This is a genomic window from Pseudomonas sp. SMN5, from assembly GCF_052041925.1.
Taxonomy (GTDB): domain Bacteria; phylum Pseudomonadota; class Gammaproteobacteria; order Pseudomonadales; family Pseudomonadaceae; genus Aquipseudomonas.
In genome coordinates this window covers 37,162-59,884 of the sequence record NZ_JBKGGX010000020.1, presented here as the reverse complement: position 1 = coordinate 59,884, position 22,723 = coordinate 37,162, and the positions used below count along the sequence as shown (strand labels likewise).

The following is a 22,723-nucleotide window of genomic DNA, read 5'->3' as shown; positions in this document are numbered from 1 at the left end:
CACCTGATGAACGGCTACGCTGCATTAATGCCACGGAGCGGACGTTGTAGCGTCTGCACCTTTCGCAACGTCTACCTGACGAGGCCTTTATGACCAGCCGCCTGAACCCGGATGACCAGAAGCATGTCGAAGAGTACCTGCAACTGTCCCAGCACCAAGTCGAGCGCCGGCCTTTCCGGCCGTGGATGCTCCTGGTGGTGGTAGTGGCCGTGACCATCGGCCTGGGCCTGTTGAGCCGACTGATCAGTTACCTGACGCTATGAGCGGGTGTCGTACTTCACAGATACGTTTCTTTTTGTGCAGCACGACACCCAGGCTCGCGGGGGTAACGGCACCGATTTCCTTTAGCCTTGCGGGATATCCCCATGACTCACCGTATTGTTATCGTCGGCGGCGGCGCCGGCGGCCTGGAGTTGGCTACCCGTCTGGGTAAGACTCTGGGCAAGCGCGGCACGGCCAGTGTGATGCTGGTCGACGCGAACCTGACCCACATCTGGAAACCCCTGCTGCACGAAGTGGCCGCCGGTTCCCTGAACTCTTCCGAAGACGAACTCAACTATGTCGCCCAGGCCAAATGGAACCACTTCGAGTTCCAGCTCGGGCGCATGAGCGGACTGGATCGGCAACTGAAGAAAATCCAGCTGGCCGCCACTTATGACGAAGCGGGCGTCGAGCTGTTGCCGGCCCGGGAGCTGGCCTACGACACCTTGGTCATTGCCGTCGGCAGCACCACCAATGACTTTGGCACCGAAGGCGCGGCACAACATTGCCTGTTCCTCGACACCCGCAAACAGGCCGAGCGCTTCCACCAGCAGTTGCTCAACCATTACCTGCGCGCCCACGCCGGCCAGACCGATGCGGTAGAGCGCATCAGCGTTGCCATTGTCGGTGCCGGCGCGACCGGCGTCGAACTGGCCGCCGAGCTACATAACGCGGCCCATGAACTGGCGGCCTACGGGCTGGACCGGATCAAGCCGGAAAACATGCACATCACCCTGATCGAAGCCGGGCCGCGCGTCCTGCCGGCATTGCCCGAGCGCATCAGTGGACCTGTGCACAAGACCCTGGAGAAACTCGGGGTCAATGTCATGACCAACGCCGCCGTAAGCCAGGTGACCGCCGACAGCCTGATCACCGCTGACGGCAAAGTGATCGATGCGAGCCTCAAGGTCTGGGCGGCTGGAATTCGTGCACCGGGGTTCCTCAAGGACATCGACGGACTGGAGACCAATCGCATCAATCAGTTGCAGGTGCTGCCTACGTTGCAGGCCACCCGCGACGAGAACATCTTCGCCTTCGGCGACTGCGCCGCTTGCCCGCAACCGGGCAGCGACCGCAACGTACCGCCCCGCGCCCAGGCCGCGCACCAGCAGGCATCGCTGCTGGCCAGATCCCTGAAGCTGCGAATCGAGGGCAAGGCCCTGCCGCATTACAAATACACCGACTACGGTTCGCTGATCTCGCTGTCGCGCTTCTCCGCAGTGGGCAACCTGATGGGCAACCTTACCGGCAGCGTAATGCTCGAAGGCTGGCTGGCGCGGATGTTCTACGTGTCGCTGTACCGCATGCACCAGATGGCGCTGTACGGCACGTTCCGCACGGCGATGCTGATGCTGGGGAGCAAGATCGGACGCGGGACCGAGCCTCGGCTGAAGTTGCACTGAACGTGACGCACCGCTATCGCGAGCAGGCTCGCAGTGAGCCGAGTACCCACAGGAGAATGCACTCTCTGTGGGAGCGAGCCTGCTCGTGATGACGGCAGTACAGTCATATCCAGTCTCGGGCAGAATCACTGCCCGAGCCCGCCATCGATCACACCTGAAACCGCTGCACCATGGTGCGCAACGAATTCGCCAGTTTCGACAGTTCATGGCTGGACGCACTGGTCTGGTCTGCGCCGGTGGCCGAGCGCACCGACAGATCACGGATGTTCACCAGGTTGCGATCGACCTCACGGGCCACCTGAGCCTGTTCTTCCGCTGCGCTGGCGATCACCAGATTGCGCTCATGGATTTCACTGACCGAGGCGGTGATGGTCTGCAATGCCTCTCCTGCCCGCTCCGCCATCGCCAGGGTGCTGGCGGCGCGCGTCGAGCTGGCCTGCATCGAGTTCAGCGCCTGGGTTGCGCCGCTGCGCATGCCCTGGACCATCTGTTCGATTTCCTGGGTCGATTGCTGCGTGCGATAAGCCAGCGCTCGCACTTCATCCGCCACCACCGCAAACCCGCGACCGCTTTCCCCGGCCCGGGCCGCCTCGATGGCGGCGTTGAGGGCCAGCAGATTGGTCTGCTCGGCGATGGCCCGAATCACGTCCAGCACCTTGCCGATATCCTGTGACTGGTTCGCCAGGGACTGCACCAACCCACCCGTCACCTCCACGTCGTTGGCAAGTGCGCCAATTGCGTCCACCGTGTCGCTGACCCGCTGCTGGCCCAGGGACGCCGACTCACTGGATTGACGCGTGGCGTCGGAGGTGGACACCGCGTTGCGCGCCACCTCTTCCACGGCCGTGGTCATTTCGGTGACGGCCGTGGCGGCCTGCTCGATTTCGTTGTTCTGCTGTTGCAGGCTCTGGGTGCTGTCGAGGGTCACGACGTTCAGTTCATCGGCCGCCGTCGCCAGCTGCGTCGCCGACCCGCTGATGCTCTGCAACGTATCGCGCAGATTCTGCTGCATTGTGGCCAGGGCCTTGAGCAAGCGGCTCACTTCGTCGTTGCCATGGGTTTCGATCGGCCGGGTCAGGTCACCTTCAGCCACGCTCTCTGCGGCGTGCAGCGCCTCCCCCAGGGGCTTGACGATGCTGCGGGTCAACAACATCGCCAGGGCCACCGTCGCCAGGGCGGCCAGGACGATGAACAGGCTGACGATCATGCGGGAATTGGCGTAGTGCTCCTGGGACTTCTGGCTCTCGATGGCGACCTGCTTGGAGAACAGCTCCGCCAGATCGTTGAGCTGTTTGCCGGAACCGTCCACCACGGTCTTCATGTCCACCAACAGCAGCTTGATCAGTTCGTCCCGACGCCCCTGTTCCGCGAGGATAAACGATTGAGCGATACCCGCACGGTAGGCAGCGAAGGTCTGCTTGAACTGGTCGTAGAGCGCTTTGCCTTCGGGGGTCACAACGAGTTTTTCGTAATTGGCGATTTTTTCGCTCAGTTCCTTGTCGCGGACGTCCATTTGCCCACGGTAGACCGAGGTATTTTTCGGATCCTGGTCCAGGGCCATGCGCAGGGAGATGGTGCGAATGCGCAGCATCCATTCGCGAATTTCGTCACCGCCACGAATACTCGGCAGCCACTGGGTTTCCACCGCCACTTCGCTGTCGCGGATGCTCGACATCTGCCCCAGCGCAAATACCCCGAGCAAGGCCACCAACAGGGCAATCAAGGCAAAACCCAACGCGGCACGGCGCGCAATATTCAACTGACGGAGAAACATAATGGAATGCCTTTTTATTGTTGGCGTGAAGTGGGTTCGAGGCCCTATCCGCGGTTTATCGGCTAGTTGTACGACAACTTGAAGCCTTGGGCTTTTTCGCAGGCAAAAAAAAATCCCCGTATCTTTCGATACGGGGATCTTCAATATGGTCGGGGTAAGGGGATTCGAACTCCTGACATCCTGCTCCCAAAGCAGGCGCGCTACCGGACTGCGCTATACCCCGGTAAAAAAAAGGCGACCTCTGCAAGTCGCCTTCCTCGATCAGCGCTTTTGGCCTCTGATCTTAAGATTCGATTCCAGCGAACTGGTCTCAAAAATGGTGGGTCGTGTGGGATTCGAACCTACGACCAATTGGTTAAAAGCCAACTGCTCTACCAACTGAGCTAACGACCCAAATATGGTCGGGGTAAGGGGATTCGAACTCCTGACATCCTGCTCCCAAAGCAGGCGCGCTACCGGACTGCGCTATACCCCGATTGAAATGGCTCCGTGACCAGGACTCGAACCTGGGACCCAATGATTAACAGTCATTTGCTCTACCGACTGAGCTATCACGGAACTGATATTTCAAGTTACAACGTTGAAGCTTGTCGAATCTCGCCTCAACCTCTTCGACCCGTCTGCATCGCTGCGTTCGTGTGTCTGAGGCGCGCTATTCTACAATCTTCAAAACCGCTGTCAACCCCCTAAATTGCTTTCAAGACAATGATTTGCAACTTATTTTGGATTGCTTCCCAGTGAGAAGTAACCCTTCGGGTGACTGACTGCGGGGCGCACTTTACAAGCCTTTTCCTTTGAGTTCAACGGCCTGATGAAAAAAATGGCCTCGCAACGCGAGGCCATTTGGTCAGCGCACGTGCAGACCGTCAGTTGAAGACGATTTCGTCGTTTTCCACCGTGCCGGTCACGGTTTCCCCCGGCATGAAACGACCGGACAGAATCAGTTGCGCCAGCGGGTTCTCGATCCAGCGCTGGATCGCCCGTTTCAGCGGCCGGGCGCCATACACCGGGTCGTAGCCCACCGCAATCAGCTTGTCCAAGGCCTCGTCGCTCAATTGCAGCTTGAGCTCGCGCTCGGTGAGACGACTGCGCAGGCGACCCAGCTGAATCTCGGTGATGCCGGCAATCTGATCGCGAGCCAACGGCTCGAAAATCACCACTTCGTCGACCCGGTTGATGAACTCCGGCCGGAAGTGGGTGGAAATCGCATCCATTACCGCAGCACGCTGCGCTTCGCGGTCGCCCACCAGCTCCTGGATCTGCGCCGAGCCGAGGTTGGAGGTCATCACGATCACCGTGTTGCGGAAATCCACCGTACGCCCGTGGCTGTCGGTCAGGCGACCGTCCTCCAGCACTTGCAGCAAGATATTGAACACGTCCGGATGAGCCTTCTCGACCTCGTCGAGCAGGATCACCGAGTATGGCTTGCGACGCACCGCCTCGGTCAGGTAACCGCCCTCTTCGTAACCGACGTAACCCGGTGGTGCACCGATCAGCCTGGCCACGGAGTGTTTCTCCATGAACTCGGACATGTCGATGCGCACCATGGCCTCTTCAGTGTCGAAGAGAAATTCGGCCAGCGCCTTGCACAGCTCGGTTTTACCAACACCGGTCGGGCCGAGGAACATGAACGAGCCGCTCGGACGGTTAGGGTCCGACAAGCCGGCGCGGGACCGGCGCACGGCGTTGGCCACCGCCACTACCGCTTCTTCCTGGCCGATCACGCGCTGGTGCAGCAGGCTTTCCATCTTCAACAGCTTGTCACGCTCGCCTTCGAGCATCTTCGACACCGGGATCCCGGTCCACTTCGAGACCACCTCGGCAATCTCTTCTTCGGTGACCTTGCTGCGCAACAACTGGTTTTCGCTCTTGCCGTGCTGGTCGACCATTTGCAGGCTGCGCTCCAGATCCGGGATCACCCCATACTGCAACTCGGCCATGCGGTTGAGATCACCTTTGCGGCGGGCCGCTTCCAGTTCCTGGCGGGACTGTTCGATCTTCTGCTGGATCTGCGCCGAACCCTGGACTTCGGCCTTTTCCGAGTTCCAGACTTCCTCGAGATCGGAATACTCACGTTCGTGACGAACGATTTCTTCCTGCAACTTCTCAAGACGTTTCTTCGCCGCTTCGTCGCTTTCCTTTTTCAGGGCCTGGGATTCGACCTTGAGTTGAATCAGGCGCCGCTCCAGGCGATCCAGCACTTCGGGCTTGGAGTCGATTTCCATGCGGATGCGGCTGGCGGCCTCGTCGATCAGGTCGATAGCCTTGTCCGGCAACTGACGGTCGGTGATGTAGCGATGACTCAGCTTGGCCGCCGCGATGATCGCACCATCGGTGATCGCCACCTTGTGGTGCACCTCATAGCGCTCTTTCAGGCCGCGCAGGATGGCGATGGTGTCTTCTTCGCTCGGCTCGTCCACCAGCACTTTCTGGAAGCGCCGCTCGAGGGCCGCGTCCTTTTCAATGTACTGGCGGTATTCATTGAGAGTGGTCGCGCCGACGCAGTGCAACTCGCCACGAGCCAGCGCGGGCTTGAGCATGTTGCCGGCGTCCATCGAGCCCTCGCCCTTGCCCGCACCGACCATGGTGTGCAATTCGTCGATGAACAGGATGATCTGTCCTTCCTGCTTCGACAGTTCATTGAGCAGGGCCTTGAGCCGCTCTTCAAACTCGCCACGGTACTTGGCACCGGCAATCAGTGCCCCCATGTCCAGGGACAGCAGGCGCTTACCCTTGAGACCATCCGGCACCTCGCCATTGATGATGCGCTGGGCCAGGCCTTCGGCGATGGCAGTTTTACCCACGCCCGGCTCACCGATCAGCACCGGGTTGTTCTTGGTACGCCGTTGCAATACCTGGATCGTGCGGCGGATTTCGTCGTCACGGCCGATCACCGGGTCGAGCTTGCCCTCTTCGGCGCGCTTGGTCAGGTCGACGGTGTACTTGTCCAGTGCCTGACGGGACTCCTCGTGGTTGGCGTCGTTCACCGCCTCGCCGCCACGCAGATTGTTGATGGCATTTTCCAGGGCCTTCTTGCTCACACCCTGGCCGAGCAACAGTTTGCCCAGCTTGCTGTTCTCGTCCATGGCAGCGAGCAGCACCAGTTCGCTGGAAATGAACTGGTCGCCCTTCTGCTGGGCCAGACGGTCGGCCTGGTTGAGCAGGCGCGCCAGGTCCTGGGACATGTTCACATCGCCAGTGGGGTTCTGGATCTTGGGCAAATGGTCGAGTTCTTTCGCCAGCTCTTTGCGCAGGCTGTTGACGTCAAAGCCCACCTGCATCAGCAGGGGCTTGATGGAACCGCCTTGCTGTTCGAGCATGGCCTGCATCAAATGCGCCGGCTCGATACCGGGGTGGTCCAGGCCGACCGCCAGTGATTGGGCGTCGGACAGGGCCAATTGCAGTTTGCTGGTTAAACGGTCAATACGCATAGGGTCACCTTCCTTTTGAGCAGGCCGGACCTGAAAACCGTCCTGAATGAAGAAACCTGCCAGATACCGTTATAGATGTGGTCGATTCTGGAAGTTTCAAGCGGCGCTCTGTTGACGCAGATCAGTCAGTGAAGACCTGTTGGGCGAACCCACTGCGTCAGGTTGGTAACAGGTTAGCTGACACACCGCGTCGCGAGCAGGCTCGCTCCCACAAGGGATTGCGGCATAGACGAAGGCTCAGTCATCCGGAAACCCGTGGGAGCGAGCCAGCTCGCGATTGCGGTCTTACATTCGATACCACCATCGCTGAAACGGACTGGGTCAGCCGGACAACCTCTATTGCTCGATCCAGACCAGGGATGCGAAGCGACCGGTGCGCGGATTGCGCCGGTAGGAAAAGAAGCGCGGATCGGACACGGTGCACAAACCGCCACCATAGACCGCCGTGACCCCGCGCGCGGCCAGGCGCAGTCGCGCAAGGGCATAGATGTCGGCGAGGAATTTGCCGACGTTGTGGCTGGGCACGAAGGCTTTCGCGGCCTCGGGCTGAACGGCCATGAACGCTTCACGCACCTCGGCGCCAACTTCGAAGGCCTGCGGGCCGATGGCCGGGCCGAGCCAGGCGAGGATTTGATCCGCTGGCATCGCAAGCCTATCGAGGGTGGCCTCCAGCACGCCGTTCACCAGCCCGCGCCAACCGGCATGAGCCGCCGCGACGCGGGTGCCGGCGCGGTTGCAGAACAGCACGGGCAGACAGTCCGCCGTCATCGCCGTGCAAGCGATACCCGGCGTGGCGGTCCAGCTGGCATCGGCGGTCATGACCTGTGCCGGGTCGGCCTCGACCACCTCGATCCCGTGGACCTGTTGCAGCCAGGCCGGACGCATGGCGAATCGGCCAGTAAGCCGGCGGCGGTTTTTAGCGACGGCCTGCGGATCATCGTCCACATGGTTGCCAAGGTTGAGGCTGTCGAACGGCGCCAGGCTGACGCCGCCCGCACGGGTGGTAACGCAGGCCTTGACCCGGTCCGGCGCGGGCCAGTCGGGTATCAGCCAGTCACTCATCCGACGAACGCCTCGCGATCCTGCTTGAGCAATGTCAGCAGCCAGACGAAGTCATCCGGCAAGGGTGATTCCCAGCTCATGCGCTTACCGCTGGTCGGATGATCCAGCTCCAGGAACCGCGCGTGCAGGGCCTGTCGCGGGAAGTTCTTCAGCGATTCGACCATCGTTGCGCTGGCAGCCGGCGGAATGCGGAAACGACCGCCGTAGGCCGGATCGCCCACCAATGGGAAGTTGATATGGGCCATGTGCACGCGGATCTGGTGGGTACGACCGGTTTCCAGCTTGACCCGCACGTGGGTGTGGGAGCGGAAGCGTTCAAGCACGCGGTAATGGCTGACTGCCGGCTTGCCGCCTTCCATCACGGCCATGCGCTGGCGCTGCTGGCCATGACGACCGATCGGCGCGTTGATCTTGCCACCGGCGGTGACCACGCCAATCACGATGCATTCATAGATACGGCTGACGCTGCGGCTTTGCAGTTGTGCAACCAGCTGTGTCTGGGCCTGGATGGTCTTGGCGACCACCATCAGGCCGGTGGTGTCCTTGTCCAGGCGATGGACGATGCCGGCACGTGGGACATTGATGATGTCCGGCACGTGGTGCAGCAAGGCATTCAACAAGGTGCCATCGGCATGGCCGGCGGCCGGGTGCACCACCAGGCCGGCCGGTTTGTTGATGACCAGGATGTCGTCATCTTCGTAGACGATGTCCAGGGCGATGTCCTGGGCAACCCATTCACCCTGGGCCTCCTGCTCGGCGGTCAGCTCGAGGATGGCGCCGCCGTGGACGATGTCGCGCGGGCGCACGACCGCCCCATCCACCGTCAGGCGGCCGTCCTTGATCCAGGCGGAAAGGCGCGAGCGCGAATGCTCGTCGAAGAGTTGGGCGGCGACTTGATCGAGGCGTTGGCCGCCCAATTCGGACGGCACCTCTGCGCGGAGTTCTATTTTATCGGACATGCTCGGACTGGGCGTCGGCACAGCCTTTGGTTTCGGCTGCGCGCTTGTGGTTAAATACGGCGTCTTTTGCCCCGAGGCTTTTCAACGGGGCGCTCATCATAACAGGACGGCCCCGCCCAAGACAGCGGCCGTCATAGGGACGCAAGCCGCCATGCAAGTGAAACACCTGCTGCTGATCGCCATCCTCGCATTGACCGCTGCTTGCTCATCGAAGGAAGTCGTAGACGAAAACCTGAGCGAAGTCGAACTGTACCAACAGGCTCAGAAAGACCTGGACAACAACAGCTACACCAGCGCCACCGCCAAGCTCAAGGCCCTGGAGTCGCGTTATCCGTTCGGTCGCTACGCCGATCAGGCTCAACTGGAGCTGATCTACGCCAACTACAAGAACGCCGAGCCGGAAGCTGCCAAGTCCGCCGCCGAGCGTTTCATTCGTCTACATCCGCAGCACCCGAACGTCGATTACGCTTACTACCTCAAGGGCCTGACCTCCTTCGACCAGGACGTCGGCCTGCTGGCGCGCTTCCTGCCGCTGGACATGACCAAGCGTGACCCGGGCGCCGCGCGCGACTCCTACAATGAGTTCGCCCAGCTGACCAGCCGCTTCCCCAACAGTCGCTACTCGCCGGACGCCAAGCAGCGCATGATCTACCTGCGCAACCTGCTGGCCTCCTACGAGATCCACGTGGCCGACTACTACCTGACCCGTCAGGCCTACGTCGCCGCCGCCAACCGTGGCCGCTACGTAGTGGAAAACTTCCAGGAAACCCCTTCGGTGGGCGACGGCCTGGCGGTGATGACCGAAGCCTACCAGCGCCTGCACCTGGACGACCTGGCGGCCACCAGCCTGGAAACCCTGAAGCTGAACTACCCGGACCACCCATCGCTGGTGGACGGCCAGTTCACGCCGCGGGTCGACGAGGCCGACAACCGCTCGTGGCTGAGCAAGGCGACCCTGGGCCTGATCGAATCCCGTCCACCGCTGCCGCCGGGCGAAACCCGCGCCAACCAGGACGTTCAGCGTCAGTTCCAGGACGCCAAGGAAGCCATTCCGAACGAGCTCAAGCCCAAGGACGAAAACGGCGACGTGATCGAGGAAGAAGAGCCGCAGAACGAGTCCAGCGACCGGTCCTGGTTCAGCCACCTGACCTTCGGCCTGTTCGACTGACGCCGAGGCAGCAGTCATAAAGGGAGACCCGGCGGTCTCCCTTTTTTGTGCCTGTGTTTTATTGCGCTGGGCGCCGTTCCTGTCCTTGGCTAAAATGCCGGATCATCAGCCGAAAAGCCGCCCATCATGCTTCGTTTACTGTTCTGGATCGCCCTGATTGCCGCCGCGGTATGGTTCTGGCGCAAGTACAAGGGCGCGTCCGCCGCCCCTCGCACCTCCCGCGAGCGCGACGCAACGCCGATGGTCCGCTGCGCCCAGTGCGGCGTACACCTGCCCCGCGACCGGGCGCTGGCCCTGGAACAACAGTGGTATTGCAGCCAGGCTCATCTTGAGCAAGGCCCGGATCCTCGTGGCCACTGAGGCTTCGAGCCCGCGCCTCAAACAGACGCAGCGCCTGCTGCGTCTCTATCACCTGTACCGCCTGAGCATCGGCATCACACTGGTGCTGCTGATTTCCAGCAACATGGACAACCGGTTGCTGGAATTCGCCAACGACGACCTGCTGCGCAGTGGCAGCTGGTTGTATCTTGTGCTGAATATCCTGCTGGTGGTGTTCCTCGAAAACACCCGCCACCCTGCCCGTCTGTTCGGCCTGACGCTTGCCGATGTGCTGTTGCTCTCATGGCTGTTCTATGTCGCGGGCGGCGCCCCCAGCGCCATCGGCAACCTGATCATCGTCTCGGTCGCCATCGGCAATACGCTGCTGCGTGGCCGGCTGGGCTTGCTGATCGCGGCCGTGGCGACGCTCGGCATCGTAGGCTCCAGCTTCTTCCTGGGTTTGAGCGACTCGAACCGTCCCAGCAACTATCTACAGGCCGGCACCCTGGGGGCGTTGTGCTTCGCCGCAGCCCTGTTGGTGCAAGGCCTTAACCGACGCCTGGAAGCCAGCGAAACCCTGGCCGAGCGACGGGCCAGCGAAGTGGTCGGCCTGGAAGCGCTCAATGCCTTGATCCTGCAGCGCATGCGCACCGGCATTCTGGTCCTCGATCGTCAGCGCCGGGTGCAACTGGCCAACGAGAGCGCGCTGCACCTGTTGGGCATGCACGACCTGGTCGGCCAGCAGATCGACGACTATTCCAGCGCTCTGGTCGAGCGGCTGCAATTGTGGCTGAACAACCCCAGCCTGCGGCCACCCAGCCTGACCGTCAGCGGCACCGGCCTGACCTTGCAGCCGAGTTTCATTGCCCTGGGGTACGACGACCAGCGCCAGATCCTGGTCTTTCTCGAAGACCAGGCCCAGGTTGCCCAGCAGGCCCAGCAATTGAAACTGGCGTCGCTGGGACGACTCACCGCCGGCATCTCCCATGAAATCCGCAATCCGCTGGGGGCGATCAGCCACGCAGCGCAACTGCTGCGTGAGTCCGAGGAACTGAACGCTGCGGATCGGCGTCTGACGCAGATTATTCAAGATCACTCCCAACGAATGAATCGCGTCATTGAAAATGTCCTGCAACTGTCCCGCCGCCAGACCTCCACGCCCCAGCGCCTGGACCTGCGCACCTGGCTCGAACAATTCGTGCGCCGGACACGCGAGCATGCGGGCGAACAGCAATTGCACCTGAGCATAGACCCAGGCGACTACGTCACGTTGATGGACCCGGACCAACTGACCCAAGTGCTCGACAACCTGCTGCGCAACGCCTGGCGCCACAGCGCGATGCTCCATGAACCGGCCGAGGCCTGGCTGAAACTGTTCATCGACCCCCATAGCCAGTTGTCCACCCTGGACATCATCGACAATGGCCCCGGTGTGACGCCGCAGCAGCAGGCGCACCTGTTCGAACCCTTCTTCACCACCAGCAGCCAGGGCACCGGCCTTGGGCTCTATCTGTCCCGTGAGCTGTGCGAAAGCAACCAGGCCCGCCTAGACTTCAAACCACGCCAAGGCGGCGGTTGCTTTCGCATCACCTTTGCTCACGGACGGAAACAGATTTGATTACTCGCTCCCGGCAACGAATCCTGATCGTCGATGACGAACCGGACATCCGCGAACTCCTGGACATCACCCTGGGAAGGATGAAACTCGACACCCGCAGCGCCAAGAACCTCGCCGAAGCCCAGGGTCTGCTGGCAGACGAGGCATTCGACCTGTGCCTGACCGACATGCGCCTGCCCGACGGCACCGGCCTGGAACTGGTGCAACACATCCAGCAGCGCTACCCGCAATTGCCGGTGGCGATGATCACCGCCTACGGCAGCCTGGAAACCGCCATCGACGCCCTCAAGGCCGGTGCTTTCGACTTCCTGACCAAGCCGGTCGACCTGGCGCGCCTGCGCGAGCTGGTCAACAGCGCCCTGCGCTTGCCGGTCGCAACGCCGACCACGACCATCGAACGTTGTCTGCTGGGCGACTCACCGCCGATGCGCAACGTGCGCAAGCAGATCGAAAAACTCGCCCGCAGCCAGGCACCGGTGTACATCAGCGGGGAATCGGGTTGCGGCAAGGAACTGGTCGCGCGGTTGATCCATGACCAGGGCCCTCGTTCAAGCCAGGCGTTCGTGCCGGTCAACTGTGGGGCGATTCCCACGGAGTTGGTGGAAAGCGAATTCTTTGGTCATCGAAAAGGCAGCTTCAGCGGCGCCATCGAAGACAAACCCGGGTTGTTCCAGGCCGCTCAGGGCGGAACCCTGTTTCTCGATGAAGTGGCCGACCTGCCGTTGGCGATGCAAGTGAAGCTGCTGCGAGCGATCCAGGAAAAGGCCGTGCGCGCCGTCGGCGGCCAGCAGGAGGAAGTGGTGGATGTGCGCATCCTCTGCGCCACCCACAAAGACCTCGACGCCGAAGTCAGCGCCGGGCGCTTCCGCCAGGACCTGTACTACCGACTGAATGTGATCGAACTGCGCGTCCCGCCCCTGCGCGAGCGCCGCGAAGACATCGAACCGCTGGCCAACCATATGCTTCAGCGCCTGGCGACCAACACGGGCAGCCCGGCAGTCAAGCTGCATCCCAAAGCCCTCGAAGCCCTGCTGAACTACCGTTTTCCCGGCAACGTGCGCGAGCTGGAGAACATGCTCGAACGGGCCTACACCCTGTGCGAGTACCAACAGATCGAAGCCGACGACCTGCGCCTGGCCGAGGGCAGCAATGGGGATACAGCCAATCCTGAACTGACTCAGGTCGACAACCTGGAAGACTACCTGGAAAACGTCGAACGCAGACTCATCCTCCAGGCCCTGGAAGAAACCCGCTGGAACCGCACGGCGGCGGCGCAACGCTTGAAACTATCGTTTCGGTCAATGCGGTATCGGTTGAAGAAGTTGGGGTTGGATTAGTGCCGCCCCAAAACTGACCGTCCCCCCGTGGCGAGGGAGCTTTGCTCCCGCTGGGCTGCGAAGCAGACCCGAATCCTCACACCTCGGTGTGCCAGATGGATCTTCGTCGCTGCTCATTGGGGCTGCTGCGCAGCCCAGCGGGAGCAAGCTCCCTCGCCACGGGGTCAGTGTTTGCCCTGGGAATTCGGTGGAGCCGTGTTCCCTAGACTTCAGTCACCAGGACTCCCTCATCCAGCACTCGATTAGCCAGCAATTCGCCCAGTTCAATCAATACGTCGTCGCGAGCCATCCAGATAGGCCGCCTCGCTTTTGCTTTGCTTTTGCTTTTGATCTGGGCGCCCCGTTAACCACAAGGGCCGAACGCAGGTGTTGCGTAGTGGGCATCCCGGCATGGATGCCGGGATAGCCGCGCAGGGCCATGGAGGGCCCATCGCGGCGGGCCCACGGAGCAATGCCGGAGTGAGGGAACACCGAGCGTAAGCGAGGTGCCCAGTGGTGGGGCAAGAGCGTTTTGCTTACTTTTGCGCTTCTCAAAAGTGAGCCGCCGTCAGGGCGGAACCCTAAGCCGCCGTTACCGCAGAAATGGATATGTACTCGGTCAACAGAACCGCGACCGACAATCAGGCCGCCATCGCGAGCAAGCTCGCTCCCACAATTGAATCAGCGTACGACCGAGAGAGATAGGTCAACTGTCTTCGCGAGCAAGCTTTGCTCCCACGGAGTGCTCCCCCAAAGTGAAAGGCCACCCGCCTGCCCCTACAACCGCCCCGCCGGCGCATAAGGCGCAGGATCAATCACCGGCTCCCGCCCCAACATCACATCGACAAACAACTGACACGAAGCCGGCGCCAACACCAACCCATTGCGATAATGCCCGCAATTCAGCCACAAGCCCGCAAACCCCGGCACTTCGCCGATGTACGGAATACCCTCCGGCGATCCGGGTCGCAATCCGGCCCAGTGCCCCACCACCTCAGCCTCGGCCAGCGCCGGGATCAGCTGTTGCGCCGAGGCCTTCAGACTCTCCAGCGCAACATCGGTCGGCGTCTTGTCGAAACCTTCATGCTCCAGGGTGCTACCGACCAGAATATGCCCATCGCGACGCGGTATCGCATAGCGCCCCTTGGCCAGGACCATGCTCGACAGGAAATCCGACGCGCACTTGTACAGAATCATTTGCCCCTTGACCGGTTCGACTGGCAATTTGAGCCCCAACGTCTTGAGCAACTCACCGCTCCAGGCTCCCGCAGCCAGCACCACCTGATCGCCCCGGATTGGTCCTGTCGAACTGTCCACCCCGACCACCCGATCAGCGTCGCGTATGAAGCCACTGACTTCACAGTGCTCATGCAGCGTGACATTGGGCAGGGCTTGCAACGCCGCCTTCAGGGACTTCACCAACCGCGGATTGCGCACGTTGGCAACGTCGGCCATGTAAATCGCCCGAGAAAAGCCCGCGCCCAGCACCGGCACCGCATCATGGACCGCCGAGACATCCACGGCGCGCAGCGGTCGGCCTTCCCGCTCGGCCCAGGCCAGCGCCTCGTCCTGGTCATCCAGGTCCAGCCAATACAGCCCGGTGACATGCACCTGCGGGTCGATGCCGGTGGCGGCGAACAGCCGCTGCCCCAGTTGTGGATAAAAATCCTGCGACCAATGCGCCAGCGCCGTGACCGCCGGGCTGTAGCGCCAGGGGTACAGTGGCGAGACGATTCCACCGCCGGCCCAGGACGCTTCCTGGCCGACGCCGGAGCGCTCCAGCAACACCACGGATTGCCCTTCGGACGCCAGATTGAACGCCGTCAGCAGGCCAATGACTCCGCCGCCGACAATCACCACCTGCTGTTGCTTGGTCATGTTTTGATTCGACTCATAAGACAGAGGACGCAAGACCGCGCCCGAATAAGAAAACTCAGCGACCCCAGCAATCCTTGGTGGTCAGCCCCGCAGCAGCGTTGATCATGCCGCGCGCGCCGGTGTTGTTGAGGGTGAAATCACCGCATTTGTCCGTGGCCATGGACGAGCCACTCTTTCGCACGGCGGTCAGGGTGAAGCTCTGGTCCGCCAGCGTCTGGTTGATGGTGTAGAAGTCGTTCCCGCTACTCAGGCCGGTCGCGTTGGTGTAGACGTTGTTCTTGGAGTAATAACGCTCGAGGATCTGCGCCTGCTCCGACAACAGCCCGGCAATTTCGGTGCGTCGGCCCTTCTTCATGTATTCGGTCAGGCTTGGATAGCCGACGGTGACCAAGATACCGATGATCGCGATCACGATCATGATTTCGATCAAGGTGAAACCCCGGTTGGATCTGCGCATACCTTACCTCACTGTACTTGCCGCCACATGATGCGGCGGCTGCCGCCGACTGTTTTCTCCAGCAGGTTGGTAATGCCGCCGCTGGAGTCGTTCACGATCATGTTGGTGGCCCCGCTGGTATTGACCACCGCACTCAAGGTCGGGATACCGCCGCTGAACACCACGCCCGCCGAAATCGTGTCGAGGTTGCTGAGCGTGCCGTCTCCATTGGTGTCGAGCACTGCGTAGTTGAGCATCTTACCGTTGAACGCATCCAATTCGATCAGTTTGCCGGTACCGAAGGCAGCACAAGGGTCGGTGGTGTCCACTGCGGCGGTGGTAAAGACCACGCGCCCAAGCACCAGATTGGCCGGGTTGATCACCCGCTCGCCGGTCAGCACATTGTTATAGATCAGGGGCAGGTACCAGCCTTTCTTGGCAGGGTACGTCACGTCAGTCTGGCTGGTGGTCACGAACTGCCCGGTGCTGCCGGAAAACACACCGGTGATCGATTGGGCCTGCAAGCTCGACACGGTGATCTGCCCAGCACCACCCGTGGCGTCCCAGATCGAGTAGAACGCCTGCAGATCCTTGGTGAGTTTGTCGGTCGCCTCATTGAATTTACCGGTGCCGAAAAACACCTGGGTGCCGCCCTGGGGGTTGTCCGCCAGCAGCGGCTGCACGGTGATCGGCTGGGTGGCACCGCCGGGTGCGGTGAACAATGGCTGGCCGGCAAACGCCAGCCCCCAGGCGGCCGGGGAAGTGCCGCTGAGGTCGAACTTCCACATCCGTCCCTTCAGGTCGCCACCGTAAGCGGCTTGCACCACGTTCTGCGAGTTGACCCGAAGCTTGACCGAGGACAGCCCGTTATCGGTTTCGCTACTGTTGATGACGATCTTGCGGATCAACGAACCGTCCCGGATATCCACCACGTATAGCGCCGCCACACCACTGTTGCTGCCGTATCCGTTGGCAATGAACGCCGCCCAACGACCGTCCGCCAGGCGTGCGACTTCCGGACGAGCGTAGGCATAACCCAGGTCGTTGAACGTGTTGGCGGTGCTGGCCACCGCCGGTGCGCCGATTTCCCACAAGGCCCGGAGCACATTGCCTGCCGCCGCATCGAACAACTGCACCGCATAGAAAGTCCTTCCGCCTGCCCCTGTCCCGCCCAGGGCCAAGGTCTTCCAGACGCTGCCTGCCTGCGCATCAAAGACGCCGACCTGGCCGTCCACCAGGAACTGGTGTCCCACCCCATTGATGTAAGTGGGTTCCGCGATACTTTCCAGGGAAGGCAATACGCTCGATGGCATATAGGCGTAACGCCGCGTGCCGTTGGCGCTGTTGATGACACTGAAGAAACCATCGTTGGCGTTTACCACCAGGCTGGCGCTCATGTTCGTTGCCTTGGTCGCCAGGTAGGTGCTGTAGCTGGTGTCGTTGAGCAGGTCTGCGGCGGTCTGGTCGTTGGGCGATGCTTGCACCAGCGGCGAATTGATGATGTCCCCCAGCAACGCGCTGCGTACCTTCAAACCGGTCTTGTTGACGCCCTTGCTCCACTCCACCAGGTCATTGCCGGTAACACCCGTGGGCAGGTTCTGGTTGAGGATGGCCTGCTGGGTGGGCGAGAAGTTGCCATAGGCCAAGGTCACCGGGGCATTGGTCGCAGTGTTCCAGGATTGGTAGATGGGGGCGGTGGCACCGGGCACGATGGCGGTGTCGGTGGTCCACTGCACCGCTGCGGTGTTGACAGTACCGGTGGTGTTGAAACCAAACGCCCGGATGGTCCCGCGCCAGTCCTTGGGATCGTAGGTGGTCTGGTAGAAGCTTGAGGTACTGGATAACGAAGCGCCGTTGGTGGCGCCACCGCCCCCCGACCCGGCCTTGGAGGTAATGTCACTCAGGGCCGAAGACAAGGCCGAACTCAGGCCCTCGCTGTCGCTTGCCTGGTAGTACCGACCGGCGCCATAGCGGGCGGCGTCGGACAACATCTGGTTGGTGGCGGTGAAACCCACGGTATAAGTGTTGAGGTACTGGCGAGGGAAATCCCCTGAGTTCCAGCTTTTGCCGGTGGCGTCGTTGCCAGTGGAGCGCATGTCGATGTCGAAGGCGAACTTGGCGATGTCGTCCAGGTAAAGCGTATCGCCCTCCCCGTCGCCGTTGGGATTGCCGCCATCGTTGCTGCTGATCCCATCCCAGTTCGGCAAGCGGGCACCGCCCGCCGGGGTGCCCTGCGGATCATTGGTGGGGAAGGTCCGGTCATAGGTGGGCAGACCGTCGGTGATCACCACGCCGAAGTTCTTCTGGCAACGGTACTGGATCGGACTGGTGTAGGTGGCTGGCGTGCCGTTGTAGTAGGGCGCGATGCCCCGGAAATATCGTGTGACCTCGTAGTAGCTTTCGGCGAGCGGGGTATTCGCCACGGCCCCCAGCCCGTTAATGGCATTGATCAGCGCGGTGTAGTTGGCATTGGCCTGGGTCTGGGTCACGCTGCCGCTGACGGGAGCCAGGTCACTGACCGCCCGGGCGATATAGCCCCCCGGACCGGAGTTGGTGCTGCTGGGAGGGTTGAAGGTGGCCAGGCCAATGCGCAACGCGCGGTTGCTGGTCACCAGGTCCGTGGAAACATCCCGCGCCACGTTGATCCGATAGTCGTTGGGGATCGTGCCGGTGGTGAAATCGCGGCTCGTGCCGTTGGCGAGCGTCAACAGATACGACAGGTAGTTTGCCGAATAGCGGGTGTTGCCACCGCCCACCGGGTCCGGCAGCCTCAGGCAGACCCGCCCGAGATTGCTGCGATAAAACCCGTACCAGTTGCCAGCGGTCGAACAGCCCCCACGCAACAGACTCCCCAGCAACACGTTGCTGTTTTCCATATCCATCTCGGCGATGCTGTTGCAGCTTGTGCTGGACTCACAGGTGTACACAGTGGGTCGCGCCACCGTCGGGTCGAACCCTGATGCCCAGATGATGTTGTTCATGCTTCCCGAGTCATCGATCAGCAACATCACGTTTGGCGTAACCGCACCCGCACTCAGCAATGGCGAATCCGAGGGCGTGAATGCGTAGGCCGGAGCCGTCAGATAAAGGCTGAGCAACGCGCCCAGGATCATCTGCTTCCAGCTGCGGCGCGCCTCAGTATTTCGCATAAATGCTCTCCACTACGCTGCGCTGGTTATTGCCTATCACCGCTACCGCCGTGATCCGGTAAAGCGTCGCCGATGTATTGCTGGGGACGTTGACCGCCGTGAGGGTAGTGCCGATGTTCTGCACGCCATAGAACCCGCCAGGGACGGCCACCCAGGTAACGCCGGAAGTAGAGTTGCGCCCGGCTGCCGTCAGGGTCGCCGACTCGGCAGGCGGTGCACATTGAATCGCGGTGGAACAGACCGGCAGGGAATAGGTCTCGACCTGTACGGCGCTCTCGCCCATCCGCAGCGCCGCCTCGGCAAGCTGGAAGGACTGGTTGCGCTGCATGACGCTGCTGGTCATTTTTTCCTGGAGTGTGGCGCTCTGCATCGACGACAGGCCGATCAGCGTCAGCAACAACAGGAACACCAGGCTGACCAACAAGGCCATGCCACGCTGCTTGGATCTCTGAGGCGTCGGGTTCATGACAAGCCCCTCACAACAGCCGGTTGCGCAACGCGGCAACCACGCTGTAGGTCTGATCGCGCACGGCGTTCTTCGGATCGAAGAGCGTCAACGTCAAGCGCACGCTGCGGATCAGTGCAGGGTCGGACGGGTTGCTGTTGTAGCTCGACGCTGCGATGTCCGTGGCACTGCTCGCCACGCCGAACATCACGTTGAAGGATCGGACGTTATCCACCAGCACAGCCATGGTCGGGTTGGCAGGCCCGCCGGGTGTCTGTACGCCCATCAGCAGCTGGTTATTGCTGAAACTGTAGATCAGTCGCCTGATCGGAAAGGCCATCTGCCCGGCCGCCGGCGCCCTAACGCCGGTATAGGCAGTGGCCGAGGTGCGACAATCGGAAACCACGGTCCAGGTGGGCGTCCCGCCACTGTTGCCTACATCCGCTGCCACCAGGGTCAGTTTGAGGTTGGCATTGTCCCAACGGATCGGGGTGATCTGGCTGGCGTTGAAATCCCCCGCCGAGGAGGCGTCGGTGATGTTTGCCAGGCAGCCGAACATGCCCACCATGCGCAGCTCCTGGAGCATCTTGCTCAGGGCGAACCGGGCATCTTCCTGCATCACCGCTGCGGCGCCCTGGCTGACATAAGTGTTCTTGGCAGCGATGAAAACCTGCACGACGCCCAGTACGACAATCAGGCTGAGTACCAGCGCGATCATCAGTTCGATCAGGCCGAACCCCCGGCTGCGCCTGTTCATGGCGACGGCGCCGCGATCGGGTCGACGGCAACGCGACTGGTCAGCACAAAGCTGCGTCGCGCATCGGCCGCATTAGTGGTATTGGCCGCTCGCGCATCATCCCAGGAAATGGTGATGGTGTAGACCCGCTGGTTCAAGGCAACGGTGCCGGTGGCCGTGGCACCGCCAAAGGCAATGATGTTGGTCTTGAAATCGTAGAGGTCCTGGTCCCTTGCCACGTTGAGATTGGGCGAACCGGGCGGCGTGATAGTGTAGTCGGCGCCGGAATTGGCGCGAATGCGGTCCAGCAGGTCGTAGGCGATGAAACTGGCCTGGCTGGTCATGCGCGAGCTGTCGGTGTATTTGAGCGCATTGAGCTGGATCATCGCCGCCCCCAGCAGCCCCACGCCGAGGATCAGCACGGCCACCAGCACCTCGATCAGCGTCATGCCTTCCTGTGCCTTTTTACTGCAATCCGTCATCCGCAACTTCCACCCAATACGATTCTTCCATTGAGGCAAACACTCAGCGTCCTGCTTTGCGCCCCGCGCACGTAATTGAAGCTCACCGCAGTGGACGGCGCCGATAAGCCGCCCAGGTTGTTGAAATCAATGCTGGTCACATCAGAGGTTAGCGTCAGAGTCACGCCGCTGCCCATCGCTGGAACAACCCGCAATACATTGGCCGGCGTGCCAGTACTGTCGTAGACCGACAATTCGCCGCTCCAGACACCGCCCAGGGTCGTGGGGCGTATGCGGATGGTGGTGCCTCGGTCGATCGCTTCCATTCGTGCAAAATTCAGCGCCCGCCGCAGATCGCCAATCTCGGTATCGGCCTTGGTGCCTTGCATCGAGCCGGTAAACGCCGGCACCGCCAGGGTGATCAGGATCAGCAGCACGCCGATCGCCACCAGCACCTCGATCAGCGTGAAACCTTTTGTACGAAGATCCATCGATGCCCTCCGTTGCCGTCGGCTATACCTGCTTTTACAACGCTAGAACAAACCGGTGCCTGTGGCGAGCAAGCCCGCTCCCGCTCGGCGGCTGGCGGCTGTTCTTTTTGGGCTGCTGCGCAGCCAGCGGGAGCAAGCTCCCTCGCCACAGAAGCTCTGCGCCACAATTGCTCGCACATCTCGCCGTTTCACGCTCTCCAGGGAGGAGACATCATGCACCAACAGGGTTTCAGCCTGATCGAACTGCTCATGGGACTGGCGATTGCCACGATTGTTCTGTCATGGGCGGGATCCAGTTATAAGACACTCATCGAATCCATCGAGCGCAAAGACGCCGCCCGGCTGCTGGCCAGCGGCTTGCGCACCGCGCGAAGCGAAGCCATCACGCGCAACCGGACGGTGGCATTCAGAGGGATAGACAACGATTGGAGCCAAGGGTGGCAAATCATCCTGGACGGTGATGACCAGGCGTTGCTGACACAGCGCAGCAGCGGCGCTCGTATCATTGGCAACTGGGCAATGAAGCGTTCGGTCAGGTTCGCCAGCCATGGTCAGGCAGTATGGCGCAGTGGCGCCTTTCACTCGGGAACGCTCCATGTTTGTGAAAAACAGGGTCCGATCAGCCACCATCAAGTCGTACTGGCACCCACCGGGCGCGTCAGCCTGCGCAGCCATGCAGCCGAGCAGGCCTTGTGCGAAAAAGGCTTAAAGCAGCGAGCGGACCCGTAGTTCCTTGGGCATGGAGAACGTGATGTTTTCCTCACGTCCGGCCAGCTCATCGGCACCGGTCGCGCCCCAGGCCTGCAATTGCTGGATGACCCCGCGCACCAGCACTTCCGGCGCTGACGCACCGGCGGTGATGCCGATCCGCTCGACGCCATCGAACCAGCTGCGTTGCATGTCTTCGGCGCCGTCGATCAGGTAGGCCGGGGTGGACATGCGCTCGGCCAGCTCACGCAGGCGGTTGGAGTTGGAGCTGTTCGGGCTACCGACCACCAGGACCACATCGCATTCATTGGCCAGTTGTTTGACCGCGTCCTGGCGATTCTGCGTGGCATAGCAGATATCGTCCTTGCGTGGTCCGCCGATGGCCGGGAAACGCGCACGCAAGGCGTCGATCACCCGGCTGGTGTCGTCCATGGACAAGGTGGTCTGGGTGACAAAGGCCAGGCTCTCGGGATTACGTACCTGCAGGGCCGCAACGTCTTCCTCGTCCTCGACCAGGTAGATCGCGCCACCGTTACTGGCGTCGTACTGGCCCATGGTGCCTTCGACTTCCGGGTGCCCTTCGTGGCCGATCAGGATGCACTCGCGACCGTCACGACTATAGCGCGCCACCTCAATGTGCACCTTGGTCACCAATGGGCAGGTCGCGTCGAACACCTTCAGGCCACGCCCGGCGGCTTCGGTACGCACCGCCTGGGAAACGCCATGGGCGCTGAATATCACGATGACGTCGTCCGGCACCTGGTCCAGTTCCTCGACGAAAATAGCCCCGCGACTGCGCAGGTCCTCGACGACGAATTTGTTGTGGACCACTTCGTGACGCACATAGATCGGCGGCCCGAAGACTTCCAGGGCGCGGTTGACGATTTCGATCGCCCGGTCCACACCGGCGCAGAAGCCACGGGGGTTGGCGAGTTTGATTTGCATGCTGTGCCTCGTGTCTGGCCTGTTGATCGAACGAAGGGCTCGAACACAATGGAAATACCTTGTGGGAGCGGGCTTGCTCGCGAAGAGGACCTGACATCCAACAATGATGTTGGCTGACAGACCGTATTCGCGAGCAAGCCCGCTCCCACACTTGACCGCATTCG

The 22,723-nt window shown here is 61.6% G+C and carries 19 protein-coding genes and 4 tRNA genes; 7 read left to right on the top strand and 16 right to left on the bottom strand.

What is annotated here, in order from left to right; translation table 11 throughout:
• Positions 1-89 precede the first annotated feature (89 nt).
• Positions 90-263, top strand: a complete 174-nt coding sequence (locus ACLEJR_RS19675; RefSeq protein WP_440797733.1) for a DUF3094 domain-containing protein — start codon at positions 90-92, stop codon at positions 261-263.
• Between the two features lie 102 nt (positions 264-365).
• Positions 366-1,664 (top strand): NAD(P)/FAD-dependent oxidoreductase, encoded by a 1,299-nt coding sequence (locus ACLEJR_RS19670; RefSeq protein WP_440815912.1) that lies wholly within the window; start codon positions 366-368, stop codon positions 1,662-1,664.
• Between the two features lie 148 nt (positions 1,665-1,812).
• Here the strand turns inward: ACLEJR_RS19670 and ACLEJR_RS19665 are convergent, their stop codons facing one another.
• From ACLEJR_RS19665 to rluD, 8 genes are all read right to left on the bottom strand, one after another.
• Positions 1,813-3,438 carry a methyl-accepting chemotaxis protein gene (locus ACLEJR_RS19665; RefSeq protein ID WP_440815911.1) on the bottom strand — a complete coding sequence of 542 codons (1,626 nt, stop codon included), beginning with the start codon at positions 3,436-3,438 and terminating at the stop codon, positions 1,813-1,815.
• Between the two features lie 146 nt (positions 3,439-3,584).
• Positions 3,585-3,661 (bottom strand) — tRNA-Pro (locus tag ACLEJR_RS19660).
• Positions 3,662-3,755: 94 nt separating this feature from the next.
• Positions 3,756-3,831 (bottom strand) — tRNA-Lys (locus ACLEJR_RS19655).
• Positions 3,832-3,836: 5 nt separating this feature from the next.
• Positions 3,837-3,913: transfer RNA gene (locus ACLEJR_RS19650), tRNA-Pro, on the bottom strand.
• A 7-nt stretch (positions 3,914-3,920) separates the two neighbouring features.
• Positions 3,921-3,996: transfer RNA gene (locus ACLEJR_RS19645), tRNA-Asn, on the bottom strand.
• Between the two features lie 308 nt (positions 3,997-4,304).
• A complete protein-coding gene (gene clpB / locus ACLEJR_RS19640) occupies positions 4,305-6,869 on the bottom strand; it encodes an ATP-dependent chaperone ClpB (RefSeq protein WP_440815908.1) in 2,565 nt (854 codons plus the stop codon).
• 336 nt (positions 6,870-7,205) lie between these two features.
• The gene (gene pgeF / locus ACLEJR_RS19635; RefSeq protein WP_440815906.1) at positions 7,206-7,931 is read right to left on the bottom strand and encodes a peptidoglycan editing factor PgeF; all 726 of its coding nucleotides are present in this window, start codon (positions 7,929-7,931) and stop codon (positions 7,206-7,208) included.
• The gene (gene rluD, locus ACLEJR_RS19630) at positions 7,928-8,890 is read right to left on the bottom strand and encodes a 23S rRNA pseudouridine(1911/1915/1917) synthase RluD (RefSeq protein WP_440815903.1); all 963 of its coding nucleotides are present in this window, start codon (positions 8,888-8,890) and stop codon (positions 7,928-7,930) included. Before rluD ends, pgeF begins: the two co-directional genes overlap by 4 nt.
• A gap of 151 nt (positions 8,891-9,041) precedes the next feature.
• On the opposite strand from rluD, the gene ACLEJR_RS19625 reads away from it, so the two are divergent.
• The 4 genes from ACLEJR_RS19625 (at position 9,042) to ACLEJR_RS19610 (ending at position 13,331) form a co-directional block, all read left to right on the top strand.
• Positions 9,042-10,058, top strand: coding sequence for an outer membrane protein assembly factor BamD (locus ACLEJR_RS19625; RefSeq protein ID WP_440797742.1), 1,017 nt, complete (start codon positions 9,042-9,044; stop codon positions 10,056-10,058).
• Positions 10,059-10,184: 126 nt separating this feature from the next.
• Complete coding sequence (locus ACLEJR_RS19620; protein ID WP_440815900.1) at positions 10,185-10,418, top strand: PP0621 family protein; 234 nt, start codon at positions 10,185-10,187, stop codon at positions 10,416-10,418.
• On the top strand, positions 10,408-11,994 hold the full coding sequence (locus ACLEJR_RS19615) for a two-component system sensor histidine kinase NtrB (RefSeq protein ID WP_440797746.1): 1,587 nt from the start codon (positions 10,408-10,410) through the stop codon (positions 11,992-11,994). Before ACLEJR_RS19620 ends, ACLEJR_RS19615 begins: the two co-directional genes overlap by 11 nt.
• On the top strand, positions 11,991-13,331 hold the full coding sequence (locus ACLEJR_RS19610) for a sigma-54-dependent transcriptional regulator (RefSeq protein WP_440815899.1): 1,341 nt from the start codon (positions 11,991-11,993) through the stop codon (positions 13,329-13,331). The genes ACLEJR_RS19615 and ACLEJR_RS19610 overlap by 4 nt, the downstream gene beginning before the upstream one ends.
• A 756-nt stretch (positions 13,332-14,087) precedes the next feature.
• On the opposite strand, the gene thiO is transcribed toward ACLEJR_RS19610, so the two are convergent.
• The 7 genes from thiO to ACLEJR_RS19575 are packed head-to-tail and all read right to left on the bottom strand — an operon-like array spanning position 14,088 to position 20,906.
• Positions 14,088-15,188, bottom strand: a complete 1,101-nt coding sequence (thiO, locus tag ACLEJR_RS19605) for a glycine oxidase ThiO (RefSeq protein WP_440797751.1) — start codon at positions 15,186-15,188, stop codon at positions 14,088-14,090.
• Between the two features lie 55 nt (positions 15,189-15,243).
• Entirely contained in the window at positions 15,244-15,645 is a 402-nt protein-coding gene (locus ACLEJR_RS19600; RefSeq protein ID WP_440797753.1) for a type IV pilin protein, read from the bottom strand.
• An 8-nt stretch (positions 15,646-15,653) separates the two neighbouring features.
• Positions 15,654-18,773: a pilus assembly protein gene (locus ACLEJR_RS19595; RefSeq protein ID WP_440815897.1), complete on the bottom strand. Its 3,120-nt coding sequence runs from the start codon at positions 18,771-18,773 to the stop codon at positions 15,654-15,656.
• A complete protein-coding gene (locus tag ACLEJR_RS19590; RefSeq protein WP_440815894.1) occupies positions 18,760-19,239 on the bottom strand; it encodes a pilus assembly PilX family protein in 480 nt (159 codons plus the stop codon). The genes ACLEJR_RS19595 and ACLEJR_RS19590 overlap by 14 nt, the downstream gene beginning before the upstream one ends.
• Positions 19,240-19,249: 10 nt before the next feature.
• Positions 19,250-19,975, bottom strand: a complete 726-nt coding sequence (locus ACLEJR_RS19585; protein WP_440815891.1) for a PilW family protein — start codon at positions 19,973-19,975, stop codon at positions 19,250-19,252.
• Positions 19,972-20,436, bottom strand: coding sequence for a type IV pilus modification protein PilV (pilV, locus tag ACLEJR_RS19580; protein ID WP_440797761.1), 465 nt, complete (start codon positions 20,434-20,436; stop codon positions 19,972-19,974). The genes ACLEJR_RS19585 and pilV overlap by 4 nt, the downstream gene beginning before the upstream one ends.
• Complete coding sequence (locus tag ACLEJR_RS19575; RefSeq protein WP_440815889.1) at positions 20,433-20,906, bottom strand: GspH/FimT family pseudopilin; 474 nt, start codon at positions 20,904-20,906, stop codon at positions 20,433-20,435. The genes pilV and ACLEJR_RS19575 overlap by 4 nt, the downstream gene beginning before the upstream one ends.
• Positions 20,907-21,119: 213 nt before the next feature.
• Between ACLEJR_RS19575 and ACLEJR_RS19570 the strand changes: the two genes are divergently transcribed.
• Entirely contained in the window at positions 21,120-21,635 is a 516-nt protein-coding gene (locus tag ACLEJR_RS19570; protein WP_440815887.1) for a GspH/FimT family pseudopilin, read from the top strand.
• Here the strand turns inward: ACLEJR_RS19570 and ispH are convergent.
• The gene (ispH, locus tag ACLEJR_RS19565; RefSeq protein WP_440797767.1) at positions 21,612-22,559 is read right to left on the bottom strand and encodes a 4-hydroxy-3-methylbut-2-enyl diphosphate reductase; all 948 of its coding nucleotides are present in this window, start codon (positions 22,557-22,559) and stop codon (positions 21,612-21,614) included. The two genes, ACLEJR_RS19570 and ispH, sit on opposite strands and share 24 nt — an antisense overlap.
• Positions 22,560-22,723: the final 164 nt, after the last annotated feature.

Excerpts from the sequence above, each read along its gene's own strand:
- ACLEJR_RS19675 (WP_440797733.1), top strand. The coding sequence starts at position 90 with ATGACCAGCCGCCTGAACCCGGATGACCAGAAGCATGTCGAAGAGTAC.
- ACLEJR_RS19670 (WP_440815912.1), top strand. The coding sequence starts at position 366 with ATGACTCACCGTATTGTTATCGTCGGCGGCGGCGCCGGCGGCCTGGAG.
- ACLEJR_RS19665 (WP_440815911.1), bottom strand. The coding sequence starts at position 3,438 with ATGTTTCTCCGTCAGTTGAATATTGCGCGCCGTGCCGCGTTGGGTTTT.
- clpB (WP_440815908.1), bottom strand. The coding sequence starts at position 6,869 with ATGCGTATTGACCGTTTAACCAGCAAACTGCAATTGGCCCTGTCCGAC.
- pgeF (WP_440815906.1), bottom strand. The coding sequence starts at position 7,931 with ATGAGTGACTGGCTGATACCCGACTGGCCCGCGCCGGACCGGGTCAAG.
- rluD (WP_440815903.1), bottom strand. The coding sequence starts at position 8,890 with ATGTCCGATAAAATAGAACTCCGCGCAGAGGTGCCGTCCGAATTGGGC.
- ACLEJR_RS19625 (WP_440797742.1), top strand. The coding sequence starts at position 9,042 with ATGCAAGTGAAACACCTGCTGCTGATCGCCATCCTCGCATTGACCGCT.
- ACLEJR_RS19620 (WP_440815900.1), top strand. The coding sequence starts at position 10,185 with ATGCTTCGTTTACTGTTCTGGATCGCCCTGATTGCCGCCGCGGTATGG.
- thiO (WP_440797751.1), bottom strand. The coding sequence starts at position 15,188 with ATGACCAAGCAACAGCAGGTGGTGATTGTCGGCGGCGGAGTCATTGGC.
- ACLEJR_RS19600 (WP_440797753.1), bottom strand. The coding sequence starts at position 15,645 with ATGCGCAGATCCAACCGGGGTTTCACCTTGATCGAAATCATGATCGTG.
- ACLEJR_RS19595 (WP_440815897.1), bottom strand. The coding sequence starts at position 18,773 with ATGCGAAATACTGAGGCGCGCCGCAGCTGGAAGCAGATGATCCTGGGC.
- ACLEJR_RS19590 (WP_440815894.1), bottom strand. The coding sequence starts at position 19,239 with ATGAACCCGACGCCTCAGAGATCCAAGCAGCGTGGCATGGCCTTGTTG.
- ACLEJR_RS19585 (WP_440815891.1), bottom strand. The coding sequence starts at position 19,975 with ATGAACAGGCGCAGCCGGGGGTTCGGCCTGATCGAACTGATGATCGCG.
- pilV (WP_440797761.1), bottom strand. The coding sequence starts at position 20,436 with ATGACGGATTGCAGTAAAAAGGCACAGGAAGGCATGACGCTGATCGAG.
- ACLEJR_RS19575 (WP_440815889.1), bottom strand. The coding sequence starts at position 20,906 with ATGGATCTTCGTACAAAAGGTTTCACGCTGATCGAGGTGCTGGTGGCG.
- ACLEJR_RS19570 (WP_440815887.1), top strand. The coding sequence starts at position 21,120 with ATGCACCAACAGGGTTTCAGCCTGATCGAACTGCTCATGGGACTGGCG.
- ispH (WP_440797767.1), bottom strand. The coding sequence starts at position 22,559 with ATGCAAATCAAACTCGCCAACCCCCGTGGCTTCTGCGCCGGTGTGGAC.